This is a genomic window from Fimbriimonadaceae bacterium, from assembly GCA_019638775.1.
Taxonomy (GTDB): domain Bacteria; phylum Armatimonadota; class Fimbriimonadia; order Fimbriimonadales; family Fimbriimonadaceae; genus JAHBTD01.
In genome coordinates this window covers 227,259-242,340 of record JAHBTD010000002.1, presented here as the reverse complement: position 1 = coordinate 242,340, position 15,082 = coordinate 227,259, and the positions used below count along the sequence as shown (strand labels likewise).

Below are 15,082 nucleotides of genomic sequence, written 5' to 3'. Positions count from 1 at the left end.
TGTGGAGCGCCACCCGTCATTCTTTCTTTGCAGCACCGTTGCGAGAAGAGAACTTTGGCAGAACACACACGATCCCATGCCCGATTGACACTCCAAGAGAGGCGGGCAGCAAACCAATCATCAGGCCGAGGGCCAAGTACTCTATTCCTGAAATCGAAAAAAACCATACAACGAACGTCAGCACGAAAAAGGAGAGCGCTCCCGCCAGCAACTGATCGACAGATCTGCGCTCCCCAAACGCGGCAAGTGCGATGACGGATACGACTCCAAGGACAATCATGGATACTATCAAGATAACAGGGCCATGTGCGTTAAAGAATTCCTCTACCCACAGCTTCATGAACAACCATACAAGAGAAACAAAGATCGCGCCAATTCCACTCGACAAGACGATACGCATCGACCGCTGTCTACGCTCATCGTAGTGATACGCTTGCAGTCGTTCGTCGTTAACTTCGTCCCACTCTCTAGGCGGTTGAGTTTGGGCCGTCTGTTTTTCGTCGGTGCTCATTGGGTTCCTTACCCAGCTTTTCTTACTTCCAATCCTTCAAGATCGCACGGGCCAGTCGTCCAACATCCATGCCGTTTGTGTTGCTCATCACGGCTACGCTGATGTTTCGCTTAGGGTCGATGAGGAGATATGCCGAGCAGCCTTGTTGTCCTCCGCTGTGCTGGATCATCCCATCGGCGCCGATGCCCCAGCCCAAGCCATAGTTGACCTCTTTACCGTCGCTGGTTTTTTGCTTGGTCCACATCGCGTCGCGGCCTTTAGGCGTTACAACCTCGGCTTTGGCAACCATGTAGCCGAACTTGGCGAGGTCGCTGGCTGTGGATTCCAACCCGCCGCCGCCGAACTTCCAACTGTTGTCTTCGCGCTTCGTTTCAAGCACCGGTTTCTCTTTGTTCTTTCGATAGAGCTGAGTTCGGGCGGGCTTTGAATCGCTAAGCAGCTCACAATCGAGCGTCGATCCGCCGGAGATGTTCTTGCGGACGTAATCGGTGTATGACATGCCGGATGCTTTCTCAACCGCTGCGACGACGACGGTGAAGGCATGGGTGCTGTAGGAGTATTTCTCTCCGGGCTTCCCCACTCGTGGGTCGTTCATAAACATTCCGAGCGCCTTATTGGTTGGAGTGAACTCGAAGAGGTTCTCCCTTTTTAGAACTTGATAATGTCTCATTCCAGACGTGTGGCTGAGGAGTTGCCTTAGGGTCACGGTTCCATCGGGTTCTGGGAACCCGGCCACGTACTTCGTGACGCTCACATCAAGGTTGAGCTTTCCTTGGTCCACCAGTTGGATTGCCGCTGTGCCGGCGATCTGCTTGCTGACTGAGCCGAGTCGAAAGACTGTTGTCGCTTGGACTGGCTTCTGATTTTCTCGGTCGGCCCAGCCTGAGGTGGCCTGCCATTGGTGGTTGTCGGCGACGACGGCAACGGAAACCCCTACGGCGCCCTCGTCGGCGAGCCATTGGGGCAGGAGCTTCATGAGGTCGGCGTTTGAGGTCTGGGTTGTAGATAGGACAGCGGTGAGGAGAAAGGTTGTAAGCATTGAGTTTAGTTTACGATGATCTTGGATGCAAGGTGCATTGGTTTTACGATGAAGTTTGTTGTGAGGCGATGACGGAGTGTTGTCCTCCCTTCACGTATTTCCTGCTATTCGCTAATAGCGGGGCGTTGCTTTCGCCGTGCCCATCCAAAGTCAGTATTCATTACTCCTCGTTCATCGTTTCCCAATTCGCCCCAGCCGGTCCTGTTATGCGCGTGGTACCCTCAAACCCTTCCATGATCGATCGCTATTGCACCCCCGCGATGTCTGCCATTTGGGACCGGCAGGCCAAGTATCAGCGCTGGCTCGAAGCCGAACTCGCCATCTGCGAAGTCTATTTTGAGGACGGGGTCATCCCCGCTCCCGACTGGGAAGACATCCGCACGAAGTCCAAGTTCAGCATCGAGCGATGCGACGAGATCGAACTGGAAACCCGCCACGATCTGGTGGCTTTCGTACGCAATCTGGAAGAGAACGTGGGCCCAGCCGGACGCTGGATTCACTTCGGCGTCACCAGCTACGACGTGATCGACACCGCGCTTGGCATGATGCTCCGCGACTCGTGTACGGTCCTTCTGGAGTCGGCAGACAAGCTGGGCAGGCAGATCGCGCGCCTTGCCGACGAGCACAAGGACACCCCCTGCATCGGGCGCACCCATGCCATCCACGCCGAGCCGGTGACCTTCGGAGCGAAGGCGGCGGGGTGGTGGCACGAGCTTCAACGCAATATTGAGCGCATCAAGGCTTGCCAAAAGGATGTGGCGGTTGGGAAGATCAGCGGCGCGGTCGGCATCCATGCCCACGTCTCGCCGGACATGGAGAAGCGGGTGCTTGCCAAGCTCGGTCTTGAGGCCGACCCCATCAGTACCCAGATCGTCAACCGTGACCGGCTTGCGAACCTGCTTTGCACCATCGCGGTGATGGCGGGCGGCTTGGAGCGGATTGCTACCGAACTCCGCAACCTTCAGCGCACGGAGATTTTGGAGGTTCAGGAGGAGTTTGCCAAGGGTCAGACGGGAAGCTCGGCGATGCCGCACAAGCGCAACCCGTGGAACTCCGAAACGGTCTGCGGGCTGGCCCGCATCGTGCGCGGAAACGCTCATGCGATGCTGGAAACCATCGCGACCTGGCACGAGCGCGACCTTACGAATTCGTCGATGGAGCGGATCATCCTCCCCGACACCTTCCACCTTGCCGACTTCATGCTGAACCGCCTCACGCGCATCCTCACTGGACTCGTGGTGATGCCGGAGAACATGAAGACGAACCTGCGCAAGATGGGCGATCTCGTCTTTAGCGAGCACATCATGGTCGCGCTGGTCGGCAAGGGGATGCCTCGGGCTGACGCTTACAAAGTAGCCCAACGAAACGCGGCGAAGGCATGGGACGGTGAAGATTTCAAGACCAGTGTGGCGAACGACGAGGATATGAAGTCGCGCTTTACGCCAGAAGAGATCGACGAGCTGTTCAGCTTGGAGCACCACCTGCGCAACGCGCATCACAATCTGCCTCCTGTGGCGTAGCCGGTTTGGACAGTTACGCTTTGGCGCTACATTCATTTCGGTGGAGTAGCAGGGTCGGGTCCTGCGTGGCATAACACCCGGACAGTAAAACAGAATCCAAACTCCCTACTGGCTCTTGGGCCGAATTTCGTTTCGGTACTATCTGTTTGTAGCAAGGCCATGGACTCAACCGTCGTCACCGAACAAGAACCTGAAGAGTCCAAACCTCCTGCCCCGCCCCTGAACTACGGCTACATTCTCAAATTCTACGTTCCACTCGGGCTATCGTGGATGCTGATGGCGATTGAATCGCCGATCTCTATTCGGGTCATTGCCGAGCTCCCGAATGACATCATCCTGACCGCTGCCTTTAACGCGATGATGGCGCTCGCGCTTTTTGTGGAGAGCCCCGTAATCGACCTCCTTTCAACTTCGACGACCCTGGCACGGAACAAACAAGCCTTTGCCGAACTGAGTCGATTCGTGTGGTACTTGATGATTGGGGTAACAGCGGTTCACGCGATAATCGTTCTTACGCCAGTGTATGGTCTTGTTGCTTACACGATTCTGGGGCTGGACCGTCCGGTTGCCGAGGCGACGCGCGTTGGTCTGGCGATCATGATTCCGTGGAGCGCGTTTATTGGCTGGCGAAGATATCTGCAAGGTGTGCTGATCCGCAACGGGATGACGCGTTTGATCAGTTATGGAACGGGGTTGCGGCTCTGCACCATCGCATCGGTTGCGATAGTGCTTCTATTGACGAGTTCATTTTCCGGGATTGTGATCACCGCGACGGCACTCGTTGCGTCGGTTCTCGTTGAAATGGTCTATGTCCACATCGTAAGCAGGCCAGCCGTTGCCAAGCTTCGGGAGATTCACCCAGAGCCGGGCGAGCAAGAGCTAACGATTGCGCAGTTGGTGCGGTTTCACTCTCCGCTTACGCTCACCACGATGATTGCACTCGCCGCCTTTCCGATCATCGTCGCGGCGATCTCGATGATGCCCAACAAGACGTCGAGTCTGGCGGCCTGGCAAGTTGCGATGACGCTTGGATTCCTTACGAGGAGCTTTGTTTTTGCGCTGCCGGAGGTTGTGATTACGCTTGGCAAGACGGCGGAAGAGCGCGAGACGCTCCGGCGCTTCTGTCTACTGGTTGGGCTTTATGCTACGGGTGCAATCGTGTTCCTATGCTTGTCCGGGCTGGACAAGCAGTTCTTCATCCACATCATGAAGAAACCCGCTTTGGCCGCAACCGCGCATATCGCCTTTTTCGCGCTTTGTTTGCAGCCGCTCATCGGTGCGCTGCAGTCTTATCTCCGAGGGGCGCTTACGCTTTACCACTACACAACGTCGCGTTTTCAGGCGAATATCGTTGGCGTAGCAACACTGATCGCTTCGCTGGCCATTGGCGTTCAGACATCTCTGCCGAGTGTAGCGGTCGCCGCGATTGCGATGACCCTTTCGTTGGCGGCTGAGCTCTTTGTGCTGGTTGGCGCTTGGCGAACGGCTCAGGCTCGCGGGCCAAAGATACTCAGAAACGATCCTCTAAAGACAAGACGGCTGCGATCTTAGATCGCAGCCGTCTTGAGGTCGTTGCTTTCGGCTTACTTCGCGCGGAAGCTTGCTCCTACGAACCAGCCGTTATTGTTGACACCCTCAACTTCCGGCATGAAGTAGTAGCCAAAGTTCAGGCTCCACATCTGGCCCTGCGGGGTCCATGTGAGAGCAGCTTGACCACCAAGAGCCCACTTGTCGGCCTTTGCGCTGCCCTGCTTCAGCTCGGTGTTGTAATAACCAAGCTGGGCTGATGCACCCAGAGCAGATGTCTGGCCGCTGTTGCCGAGGGGGAAGCGAACGCCATAGTGGACGCCCCAGGATCGTGTATCGAGATCAGAGTCGCCGCTGCCGAACATGTAGCCAAGGCCAACATAGGACGTGCCTTGCGAGCCATAGCTCAATGGGCCAAGATCCATGTCGACTCCGACCATGATCTGCGTATCCACGCCGAGATCTTTGTGGTCTCCGGCCGGGAATCCGATACCGACGTTGATGGTCCACTTGTTTGTGCCCATCATCATGTTTGGCTTAGCCGACTCTGCGGCCATGGCCGAACCAGCGACGACAGTCGCGGCGGCCAGAAATGCTAATTTCTTCATTTAGAACCTCCTGTTCTTTGCGTGCGCCTTGCCTTCGTGGCTAGGCTGTCCATTGTTTCGCCTTGCCTCTGTGGCTAGCACGTCAACAAGTATAAGACGTGCGTTCCCGCAAGAAACTACGCGGGGACTTTTGGTCCCTATCGGAAAAAACGGACGAATCAGCCCGAAAGTTTCTCTCGGCTACAAATTAGACCGATATTCAACCTCGGTTAGGTTCAACAGTTGGCGGCTAGCGTTACGAGCGGGCTCGAACTCTGGGTGTACGTTGCAATAGGCCTTTATAACTTCAAAGACGGCGATTGCCGCGGCGGTGCTGACGTTGAGCGAAGGGATCATGCCGTACATTGGAATGCCGACATGAGCGTCGCAGAGCGCGGCGACCTCATCGCTTATTCCCTTCTGCTCTTCACCCAAGACCACTGCGCATGGAAACTGCCAATGCACACTTTGAATGGCCTGGGCGGTGGGGGTTAAGGTCAGCCCGTAGACGGTGTACCCGTTCTCTTTGGCCTGCTCAATGGCGGCTGAAGGGTCGATCCACCGATGCGGCTGCCATGTTTCCACGCCGCTTGCGGCAGTGAAATCAAAGGGTTCGCCATAGGGCGGCTCGTAGTCGACGGCCTCCAGTCGAAACGCCTCAGCAAGTCGGAGGATCCCGCCTTGGTTGACGTCCTTTCCCAAAGCGCAGCAAATCAGACGGACCGCAGCCCGAGGCAGATCTTCGTACACCTCACGCAAACCGGGGTCTTGCACGACGTGTTCGAGGTTCCAAGCCTCCTTGATTTCGGCGAGAGCTTGTCTGCGCCGATCCATATAGTTCAGGTGTTTGCCTTCGACTTCGTCCACAACCAAGTAATTCTAACCGGACCGGACCCGGTTGTTTTACGGAAACACCTTTACGGCGAGCAATGAGCCTTGACGGTTTGGCTCCAAATTGCGCTCAGAGGGTGTGCAAAATGGCACGAAGAAATCTTAAAATTGTCCGGCTGCTGGAGCCGGAGTTGTGTATGGACTGCCGTTTTGCAAAGATGGCGGACGTTGAAGCTGCCGACGGCGGTACCCAGCGCATGATCTTCTGCAAGCGCCTTGATTGCGACAACTGGGATTTCCAGAGCGCTGAGCCAGCTGGCGATGTTCGAATTGACCCCATCGAAGACGAAGCGGCGTAGGATTGCGATCGGTGATCAGCTATCAGCTATCAGCTATCAGCTATCAGAGATCGGAAATCGGAAATCGGAAATCGGAAATCGGAAATCTTCGATCCACGGATCTATGGTTAGATCCGATTGATTCCTCAGGTACTCGGCGAAACATCTTCATTGAGCGAAAAGACTTCGACTTCCACACCCGGGGAAAAGGCCAGATGGGTCCATGACCGGCCGGGAAATCCAATGCGATCTGTCACATTCTGCTGACACTGCAAGAGTTCGACATTCTGCAACCGGTAGGGCTGGTGCCAAACCTGACCTGTGTAGAGCTTGTCTCCGCGCCGGGAATAGAGCAAGTATCGCTCGATAAGGAAGAACTCGAAAGTTCCTGGCGTTGCCGTTTCTAGTTCTCCTGTTGGCTTTGCTTCGATCTGAAGGTCGGCGGGTTTGGGAGATTCCAGCCTTCGGTTCTGATACTTGATGAAGCCGCTGTGCTTCTCAACGGACATTTTTGAGTTGTAATAAGGCAGTTTGAAAATGAGGCGCGCATACTTGCATGCCAGCCACCTCGCCGCTTCCAGGCTATAAAACCAAACCCCCGGCCTCTTCCCGTCTCGGTGGACATACGTTCGGACGTTGGTTTCTGGGAATGCACTCAGCCAAGGCAGGGCGGGCGTTCCTGGCCATCTTATGCCGCTCATGTGAAACGGGACAAGCCCGATCCAGGCCATCTCTTGGCCATTTTCGTCGGGGTAGGTGTCTACCGTGAGGCTGCTCGGGAGGGACTGCTGGACAAGTTCGGGCGCTACGGCGAAATGTAGAAAGGTGAGATCGTGCCAACGCTGGAAGAGCTCTGGGCGGCCTTGTGGGCGAAGCCGCAGGCTTTCGTATTCGGCAAGCTCGACCATAGGGTGAGGTTACCTTTAGTCGCGTCGTTGCTCAAACTCCTGCAGCAAGTGAACTATCCCATATCATCAGGTGACACTCCTCCTGGAGGGCCATCTGGAGCAGGTTCCCCATCGCTGGAAGGGGCTTTGTCTGTACCTGATCCCGTCTGGTTGCTTCCTTGATTGTCTTGCCAGGCCTTCACAGCCGCTTTGCCGATGTCCTTAAGAACTTCAAGAACTTTGTTCAGATTCGCCTGTGCCTCTTTGCTGCCTGCTTCTGCTGATGCTGCCAGCGATTTGGCTAAGTCGGCTAAGCTTGCTGTACCTAAGGGATCGGGCCAAGTCTGTGTCGTAATCATTGACGTAGGTGTGACAAATGCGAAGTCCGAAGGCTTAACGCCACTACCGGTCATCGAAGTCACATCCTTCAAGTCGGGAGCAGATGAACAAGGCGCGTCGTCCCACTTCCAGAATCGATCATTTTCAATCTTTTCGCATGAGTTGCATGAGCCAAGCAGGGCTTCTGAGAACACGCCAGGAGATGGAACTGCAAGGTCAACAATCTCCTTCGGTACGGACGGGTCAGGAACCACGACAGACCCCTCTTCGGCCATAACCAACCAATAGTCGTTCCCCACATGAACAACTCCAAGCGGTTCGCCTTGGATCATGGGGACTTCTCTCCCTTCTGCATGGCAAGAGCACCATTCTGCCAAGATGTGACCATGGTCAATGTTTGATAGCAAGAGGCACATATAGTGTGCTTTGTTGCCGTTGATGTGCCTCATCAGGTTTTCGATGCAGCACTTTGCTTCATCACATCCCTCTTCTTCTTGTTTGGGCGGGGACACGATGGAGATGTTATCAGTCCAAGTTTGTGAAGCGTATACCGGAACACTGCTAGCCTGAGACAACCCCGTCCAATTGGAGCTGCTTGAAGCTTGGTACTCAACCTTAATGTTCGAAAGAAGCACAACCGGAGATTCAAAGAGCGGTACTCCTTGAACTTGCGTTCCAATTTCGATAGCCGTTACATTCGATGGATCCGTTGCACCGATCAAGTCAAAAACAGTAACATGTTCCGTTCCTGGAACCCAACTATTTAGTGTAAGGTTTTTTTCTAAGAATGTCCCATCCTTGAGTTTAAGGCGAATCCAAACTGTACCTCCCGTATGACGGTTCCCTAAAGTCATTAAGACTCTCAGCTTTGCTATCTGCGGCACTGTTGACTTCGCGCAACAGAAGTATTCCTCGAAGACATCCATACAGCCTTCGAGCGCTGAATCCAACAAGTTGCCCTTCAAAAGGTGTCTTGATGCAAAAACAGCTTCTACATTGATGTCGATAGGATTGATCCGTATAAAAACTACTTTTCTTGAACCGACATACTCCGTTACTACTCTGTAATTTTCATTGAGAGCGTAGTACATCACATTAAGCATGTGACAATGGTTGTTATTTGTCAGGATTCTGGTCTGGACACTGCCTGACTCCGATTCTGAAAGCTCAAATATTGAGGTTGAAAGATAGTCAAATGAAGCTGTCGCGCTTCGTATCACACTATCGCTAAGTGAGGTGATGGTGCTCTTTGGTGTTTGCACAGTGGGTTGCCCAAAGCCTACAGAGACTGGCACACCCTTAATCACAGCCCCCAAGCTAACATTCCATCCACGCTTGACAGCCCAATCAACTGAATTTGTGGTAGTGGCATGTCGACTGTTTGAGGCCGATTCTGATTGGCTCTGGGTTAGACTATCGTTCTTAAAGGAGTTCAAGCCTTTGAGGCGCGAATATGAACCGATTTTGATCTGCTCACACGGCGCTAGTGAGAATGAGTTCAAAAGTCCCCCAAGAGAAAACCCTTTTGGTTGCCATGTTTGTCGGTAAGTGTGTATTTTTCCTCTCTGAATCACTTGGTCTCTTCTTGTACCAATGCCACAGATCACACCAGCTAATGTCCCACACTCGAATTCAACTGACATAAAGGTATATCTACGTGTTGTCAGACTTGAAGGGATAAGTTGACTGCACAAACCAAAAGGCGGATATGGCCTAGGCAGCACTGAAAAGGACGCGGGGGAGAGATTGTGGTCTATATGATCGGCATCAATAATAGACGGAAAGGAGCCCGATAGACGACTGGGTTCAACTGCAGCCACATTCACCGGAATTTGCCAAGCCGAAGAAAAGTCAGAAGTCGGCGAGACCATGAGATCGGCAGCGCCTCCTCCTCTTACTCTCACAATAACTTTTTGGGTATCCGGTGGGAGTTCAGCCTTTAGGGATGTATAGCCTGTGTGATCACTCGCGAGTGAACCAAGCGCACGCTCCTGTTCTTGCGCATCCAAAAAGTAGAAGTCGAGTATCTGTCCTGCTACAGGCTCACCGTTGTCACGGTTCTGAATGAATGTCCGAATAGCAATAGAGATTGGCTTTCGTACGCCTTTAGGATTGTTGTCGTCAACTTTTTGAGATGCTTTATTCAATGCCGCCTCCCGATCATCAATCGCATCATACAGAATCTTCAAGCTAAAAAGCTATCTCTATATAGATTTGTAGAATATGTAACCTCCAGTCTCTGAGTATGGCCGTTCATTAGGCGCCCACAATAATCGGGCATAAGTGGGGATTGTAATTTAACTAGCTACACAGTACCGTACTCTAAAAACCACTTCTCAAAGACCTTGTTCGCCTGCTCCAGCTTCCAGGCCCGCTTTTGGCCCTTGTCGCGGATGGGGGTTTCGGGTTCGGGAAAGAGTCCCCAGTTGATGTTCATGGGGGCGAACTCGCGCTCGGTGTCGTCTTGCAGGTGCGACACCAGCGAGCCGTAGGCGCAGGAGCGCGGCGGGATGGCGGGCTCCTTCCCTGCCAGCTTTTGCAGGACGCAGAGTCCGGCGTAGATGCCCATCGCTGCGCTTTCGACATAGCCTTCGACTCCGGTGAGCTGTCCGGCGATGAAGAGTCCGGGGACGTCCTTCATCTCCAGGTTCGCGTTGAGGGTTTTAGGGGCTTCAATGTAGGTGTTGCGGTGGATGACGCCGAAGCGGACGAACTCGGCGTTTTCCATTCCCGGCACCATCCGGAAGATGCGCTTTTGCTCGCCCCACTTGAGGCGTGTTTGGCAGGCGACCAGCGAGTAGAGCGTCTTTTCCTTGTTCTCGGGGCGGAGTTGGAGGGCGGCCCAAGGGCGGCGGCCTGTGCGGGGGTCGGTGAGGCCGACGGGTTTGAAGTTACCAAAGGCCAGCGAGCGGGCGCCCTTTTCGGCGATGGCTTCGATCGGGGTGCATCCGGCGAAGTATTTGATCTTTTCGAGATAGCGCTCTTCGGTGGATTTTGGGTTTTCGATTTTGGATTTTGGATTGGATGCCCCTCCTTCCATTTTTCCGGAAATGGAGGGAGGGGTTAGGGGTGGGAGGTCACCCCTCCCCTGTTCACTTCGTTCACAGCCCTCCCCCTCAAGGGGAAGGGATTCTGACAAGGTCTCGGAGCGAGGATTGTGGATTGGCGATTGATGATTGTCGGAGGGCTCTTCAAGGTCGGCATTAGCCGTGTGAGCTGAGACCGTGGAGTTCCCACCCCTCCCCTGTTCACTCCGTTCACAGCCCTCCCCCTCAAGGGGAGGGGATTCTGACAAGGCCTCAGCTTGTTGATCGATGATTGATGATTGCTGATCGCCGATAGCCGTTAGCCGATCACTCTTCAACCGATACCCGTCATCCACCACGGCGTCGCCGCGTACTCCGCCAGCCTCGAAAGCGTGGATCGGCGCTCTTTCCGCCGCGACCAGCTCCCGCACAAACGCCTCGTACTCTTCCTTGTTAAACGGGCAGTTCAGGTAGTCGTCGCCCTCCCCTTTGTCATAGCGGCTTTGGGCGAAGATGATGCTCCTATCCAGGCTGGATGCCTCGACGGTGGGGCTGACCGCATCATAGAAATAGAGATGCTGGCGGTCGGACATTTGGGCGAGCCATTCGGCCATTTCGGGTGAGGTGAGGGGTCCGGTGGCGAGGATTAGGGCGGAGCATTTTGGATTTTGGATTTTGGACCTCCCTCCCCTAACCCCTCCCTCCATTTCCGGAAAAATGGAGGGAGGGGAAAATGCCTGTACAATCTCGTCCGCCATTTCGGGCGTGAACTCTTCCCTGCGAATCTCGATCAGCGGGTGCTCTTCCAGCTTCTTGGTGATCGCCGCGCCGAACGCCTCCCGATCCACCCCCAGAGCCTCGCCCGCCGGAACCTCGTGCTCGTAGGCCGTCGCAAGCACAATCGACCCAAGCGCTTCCATTTCTTTTTTCAGTTGGCCCGCTGGAGAGGTTGGCGATTTGGATTTGAAGGAGTTTGAGCAGACGAGCTCGGCGAAATGGTCGGTGGTGTGGGCGGGGGTCATGCGCTGGGGTCGCATCTCATAGAGGATCACGGGCACTCCACGCGAAGCCAGGGCCCAAGCCGCCTCAACCCCCGCAAATCCAGCGCCGACGATCACAACCATAGGTCGATTATGAAGGCTTACACAAGGCACGATCCTGCCGACTCTGATCTTGTGCCTACGCTCATTGAATTCGGCGCATTTTCGATCTCAACTGGCGGGGAATCTGGTCGAGGGTCGCCAAATAATGTTCGTCAAAGGAGTAAACACCGTCATTTCCCCCGATCTGTTCATCTAATTCAACTGCTTCTTCGACAGCCAAAGGGGCGATTGTCTCCTTTTCGAAGGGTCGGACATACTCCAGCCCCTCCTCTACCGATACCGCTTGAACCCAATAGACACGCATAAAGGGCAAGTCGCGAATCGGTCCGCTGGAGTGCTGGACCGAATGCCGTCCGACAACCATCAGTCGGTAACGCTTGCTGCCCTCCGATTTTCGGCCTGTGATCTCCCGGATAACTTCGAGTGCGTACTCTTGGGGTTCACTCAATTCGACGACTTGCCAAGCCAATCTAAGTGCTTCTTCACTTTGCCCAAGCTTCATCCGAGCGTACGCTTCGTATGCCAATAGATCTTTATGTGCCTCATGCTTTTTCAGCCGATCCTGCGCGAAGTCAATCGCCTCGTCCCAGGACGCTTCCAAAATCATTGCCCAACACTTAACACCAGCAATGTTATGTTCATGATCAGCACTCACAGGCACAACGCCCTCAATGGACTGCGCTGCACCGGCTCCGTCCCCTGCACGTGCGTAAACGACGGCGACGTTATAACGGGCCATGTTCGGGTTGCAGCCCGCCATCTCCGATCGGCGAAATGCCGCTATGGCATCCTGATAGCGCCTGACGTTGGAATAGTACTCACCGAGGTAGCTCCACAAAAGGAAGATGCCAGGAGCCTTCTGGACACCCAACTCCAGCACTTTAATCGCTTGGTCAGGCTCCCCACTTTGATAAAGGGCCCGTGCCTTGACTTCGTAACCGCCCGTATAGTGACGAGCAATAAGCTTGTCACCTGTCTTGATGGCCATGTCGGCATCTCCTCGATCCAAGGCGGCCAATCCACGCTTCATGAGTCGCTGAGTGACATGATTGCGCCACCCCCTAGTCCAAGCCGTCATCCATTCACACCAGTCATGCCTGTCATTCTGAAGCACTCAGTTCTAGTCCAGCGTATAAAACGAATACCCGCCGCGGGCACGGTAGACACCGTCCGGGCCCTCGACTTTCTCCCCTGTTGCGACAGCCTTGGCAACGGCCAGCGAGCCTTGCGCTCGGGGCTCGAATGGCCCGACGAAGTCAAGGGCCGCGTCTTCATCAACCGCCTTCACAAAATAGACGGCGAAAAACCCCAACCGCTCAACTCTGCCGGGGCGTCTCTCAAACTCCCTAACGCCCTCGACCAAGATTTCAAAGCACCTGGAACCCGGCGACTCCACGCCATGGAGTGCTCGAAGTACTTGAGACGCCAGGTTGTCGGTCTTGTCACGTGCCAGTGCCTCAAGGGCGTAGTCCCGAGCTTGAACGGAGTCGTCATGCTCGAATCTCGCAACGGCGGCGTAACCGTAGAGTTCCGCACAGTCTGGAAATCTGAGAAGCGCTTGCTTACAGAGCGCGTTAAGGTCAGCGTATTGTTCGGTATGAACCATAAGCCAAGCCCTCGACTTCGTCTTGGTCAACTCATCTTCTTCCGAGTCGGGTTCTAACCCATCGATAAACTGAAATCCCAAGTCGTACTCACCCATTCGACCGTAGATCATGCCGATATTGAGGTGTGACCAAAAGGTTCCGCCACCAAGCATTTCGTGACGTCGGAATGCGGCAATCGCTTCTTGGTGGTTCCCTAAATTCGACTCATACTCGCCAAGATAGCTCCACAAAATATAGTTGGTTGGAGCCAGATCCAGACCAGCCCGGAGAATGACGATAGCTTCCTGAGTTCTGTCGTCGGCCGCCAGTGCTCTCGCTTTGACCTCATATCCGCCTGTAAAACGTCTCTTGATCAAGCGATCCCCGATCCGATTGGCTTCTTCGTATTCGTAGTTATGAAGCGCCTTAATGCCTCGATCCATCAACTTGTGCGTGATTTTTCTTCTAATAAATCTTGTGACTGAATTCAATCAAGCACCCTCACCCGGTCGTGCCATTCTAACCCACCGGGAAGGTCGAACGCGGCAAATTCGATATGGATCACGCGGCGGTGCCCCGGCTTGCTGGCTTTGGAGGAGGCATGGAGGATCAGAGGCGACATCGCCAGGACTCCGCCCGCGTCGCAGGTGCACAGAACCTCTTCCCTCACCTCTTGGAGATGCTTCACCGCATCCTTGTCGAGCAGGCCATTGCGGTGCGTTCGGGGCAGAATGCGGACAGGGCCGTTGTCCGGGCCGCAGGGATCCAGGTGAATCCTGAGCGTCGCCATCGACTCCAACACCCAAGCAGGCGGGCGCACGTGCAGGACTCCGTCCTTCACCGAAAACGTCTTAAAGCCTTCGGCTTCGGCGCGGTTCTTGACGGCGATGGAGACGTCCTGATGGTAGGGTACGACCCAATTCTTCTCCGGGTTTTTGTCGAAGAGGATGGCGCGGACGGCAAATGCGCCTTCGCCGAGAAGGGTTGTGGCGAGCTTGCGGATGGACGGGTGGCGCACTAGGGCGCGGACGGCTTCCTCGTCGAGGAGGTTACGCACTCCGGCGGGGCTTCGGTGGCCGAGGAAGCTTTCGGTCCAGGCGGTTAGGGTTTGGACTTCGTCAGGCGAAAGGACGCCTTCTTGGATGAAGAATCCGTTCGTCCGAAACTGCGACTTCAACTCAGGAAGGTGAATCATGGAGCTTTCTCGTTCAAGTGCAAGAAGGCTTCGCAAAACGCGGCGTACTCTTCCCGCCCCCACAGCGCGAACACAATACGCTCCAGCGAGGAGTCCGGCTTCACTTCATGCCAAGAATATGCGGTCGTCAGGGCGATCTCTGCCGCCTCCGGCAGAGGATAGCGGTAGGCTCCGGTAGAGATCGAACAAAAACCGATGCTTGCCACCCCAAGCCGGTCGGCTTCCGCCAGTGAGTTGCGGTAGCAAGCCTGCAGCAGTTCGGCCTCCCCTTCGGCGCCGCCACGCCAGATCGGCCCGGGCGTGTGCAGGATCGCTTTGAACGGCAGGTCATGTCCGGCAGTCACGACCACTTCCCCAGTGGGGCATCCTTTGGGCGCGACCTTTTGCAACTCCCACAGAAGCCGTTGTCCAGCTTTCTGGTGGATCATGCCGTCGATCCCGCCACCGCCGCGCATCATCGTGTTCGCGGCGTTAACGATCACCTCAACGCTTTGATCTAAGAGCGATCCGTGGACGATTTCGACAGTTGCCATGGCTGGAAGATCCGTTTAGGTTTCGTTTTTCTCGCAAAGGCACAAAGACGCAAAGCCCAT

At 55.0% G+C, this 15,082-nt stretch carries 14 protein-coding genes; 3 read left to right on the top strand and 11 right to left on the bottom strand.

Going from position 1 to position 15,082, the window contains the following annotated elements; all coding sequences use genetic code 11:
• Positions 1–16: 16 nt before the first annotated feature.
• The gene (locus KF784_07320; protein MBX3118860.1) at positions 17–511 is read right to left on the bottom strand and encodes a hypothetical protein; all 495 of its coding nucleotides are present in this window, start codon (positions 509–511) and stop codon (positions 17–19) included.
• A 22-nt stretch (positions 512–533) separates the two neighbouring features.
• Positions 534–1,550 carry a beta-lactamase family protein gene (locus KF784_07315; GenBank protein ID MBX3118859.1) on the bottom strand — a complete coding sequence of 339 codons (1,017 nt, stop codon included), beginning with the start codon at positions 1,548–1,550 and terminating at the stop codon, positions 534–536.
• Between the two features lie 233 nt (positions 1,551–1,783).
• Here KF784_07315 and KF784_07310 point away from each other — a divergent pair, with 233 nt between their 5' ends.
• Complete coding sequence (locus KF784_07310; GenBank protein MBX3118858.1) at positions 1,784–3,070, top strand: adenylosuccinate lyase; 1,287 nt, start codon at positions 1,784–1,786, stop codon at positions 3,068–3,070.
• A 159-nt stretch (positions 3,071–3,229) separates the two neighbouring features.
• Complete coding sequence (locus KF784_07305) at positions 3,230–4,621, top strand: hypothetical protein (GenBank protein MBX3118857.1); 1,392 nt, start codon at positions 3,230–3,232, stop codon at positions 4,619–4,621.
• Between the two features lie 32 nt (positions 4,622–4,653).
• Here KF784_07305 and KF784_07300 read toward each other — a convergent pair whose 3' ends face one another.
• Both KF784_07300 and KF784_07295 read right to left on the bottom strand, forming a co-directional pair.
• A complete protein-coding gene (locus KF784_07300; GenBank protein MBX3118856.1) occupies positions 4,654–5,205 on the bottom strand; it encodes a hypothetical protein in 552 nt (183 codons plus the stop codon).
• A 180-nt stretch (positions 5,206–5,385) separates the two neighbouring features.
• A complete protein-coding gene (locus KF784_07295) occupies positions 5,386–6,051 on the bottom strand; it encodes a hypothetical protein (GenBank protein MBX3118855.1) in 666 nt (221 codons plus the stop codon).
• 110 nt (positions 6,052–6,161) lie between these two features.
• On the opposite strand from KF784_07295, the gene KF784_07290 reads away from it, so the two are divergent.
• Complete coding sequence (locus tag KF784_07290; GenBank protein ID MBX3118854.1) at positions 6,162–6,374, top strand: hypothetical protein; 213 nt, start codon at positions 6,162–6,164, stop codon at positions 6,372–6,374.
• 125 nt (positions 6,375–6,499) lie between these two features.
• Here KF784_07290 and KF784_07285 read toward each other — a convergent pair whose 3' ends face one another.
• The 7 genes from KF784_07285 to KF784_07255 form a co-directional block, all read right to left on the bottom strand.
• Positions 6,500–7,261, bottom strand: coding sequence for a DUF2071 domain-containing protein (locus KF784_07285; GenBank protein ID MBX3118853.1), 762 nt, complete (start codon positions 7,259–7,261; stop codon positions 6,500–6,502).
• Positions 7,262–7,314: 53 nt separating this feature from the next.
• The gene (locus tag KF784_07280) at positions 7,315–9,768 is read right to left on the bottom strand and encodes a hypothetical protein (protein MBX3118852.1); all 2,454 of its coding nucleotides are present in this window, start codon (positions 9,766–9,768) and stop codon (positions 7,315–7,317) included.
• Between the two features lie 116 nt (positions 9,769–9,884).
• Complete coding sequence (gene trmFO, locus KF784_07275) at positions 9,885–11,729, bottom strand: methylenetetrahydrofolate--tRNA-(uracil(54)-C(5))-methyltransferase (FADH(2)-oxidizing) TrmFO (protein ID MBX3118851.1); 1,845 nt, start codon at positions 11,727–11,729, stop codon at positions 9,885–9,887.
• Between the two features lie 61 nt (positions 11,730–11,790).
• Positions 11,791–12,696: a tetratricopeptide repeat protein gene (locus tag KF784_07270; protein ID MBX3118850.1), complete on the bottom strand. Its 906-nt coding sequence runs from the start codon at positions 12,694–12,696 to the stop codon at positions 11,791–11,793.
• A 132-nt stretch (positions 12,697–12,828) separates the two neighbouring features.
• A complete protein-coding gene (locus KF784_07265) occupies positions 12,829–13,737 on the bottom strand; it encodes a hypothetical protein (protein MBX3118849.1) in 909 nt (302 codons plus the stop codon).
• A gap of 44 nt (positions 13,738–13,781) precedes the next feature.
• Entirely contained in the window at positions 13,782–14,489 is a 708-nt protein-coding gene (locus KF784_07260) for a phytanoyl-CoA dioxygenase family protein (protein ID MBX3118848.1), read from the bottom strand.
• Positions 14,486–15,022 (bottom strand): macro domain-containing protein, encoded by a 537-nt coding sequence (locus KF784_07255; GenBank protein ID MBX3118847.1) that lies wholly within the window; start codon positions 15,020–15,022, stop codon positions 14,486–14,488. Before KF784_07255 ends, KF784_07260 begins: the two co-directional genes overlap by 4 nt.
• Between the last annotated feature and the right edge of the window lie 60 nt (positions 15,023–15,082).

Coding starts and splice junctions, on each gene's coding strand:
- KF784_07320 (MBX3118860.1), bottom strand. CDS start 511: ATGAGCACCGACGAAAAACAGACGGCCCAAACTCAACCGCCTAGAGAG.
- KF784_07315 (MBX3118859.1), bottom strand. CDS start 1,550: ATGCTTACAACCTTTCTCCTCACCGCTGTCCTATCTACAACCCAGACC.
- KF784_07310 (MBX3118858.1), top strand. CDS start 1,784: ATGATCGATCGCTATTGCACCCCCGCGATGTCTGCCATTTGGGACCGG.
- KF784_07305 (MBX3118857.1), top strand. CDS start 3,230: ATGGACTCAACCGTCGTCACCGAACAAGAACCTGAAGAGTCCAAACCT.
- KF784_07300 (MBX3118856.1), bottom strand. CDS start 5,205: ATGAAGAAATTAGCATTTCTGGCCGCCGCGACTGTCGTCGCTGGTTCG.
- KF784_07290 (MBX3118854.1), top strand. CDS start 6,162: ATGGCACGAAGAAATCTTAAAATTGTCCGGCTGCTGGAGCCGGAGTTG.
- KF784_07285 (MBX3118853.1), bottom strand. CDS start 7,261: ATGGTCGAGCTTGCCGAATACGAAAGCCTGCGGCTTCGCCCACAAGGC.
- trmFO (MBX3118851.1), bottom strand. CDS start 11,729: ATGGTTGTGATCGTCGGCGCTGGATTTGCGGGGGTTGAGGCGGCTTGG.
- KF784_07270 (MBX3118850.1), bottom strand. CDS start 12,696: ATGGCCATCAAGACAGGTGACAAGCTTATTGCTCGTCACTATACGGGC.
- KF784_07265 (MBX3118849.1), bottom strand. CDS start 13,737: ATGGATCGAGGCATTAAGGCGCTTCATAACTACGAATACGAAGAAGCC.
- KF784_07260 (MBX3118848.1), bottom strand. CDS start 14,489: ATGATTCACCTTCCTGAGTTGAAGTCGCAGTTTCGGACGAACGGATTC.
- KF784_07255 (MBX3118847.1), bottom strand. CDS start 15,022: ATGGCAACTGTCGAAATCGTCCACGGATCGCTCTTAGATCAAAGCGTT.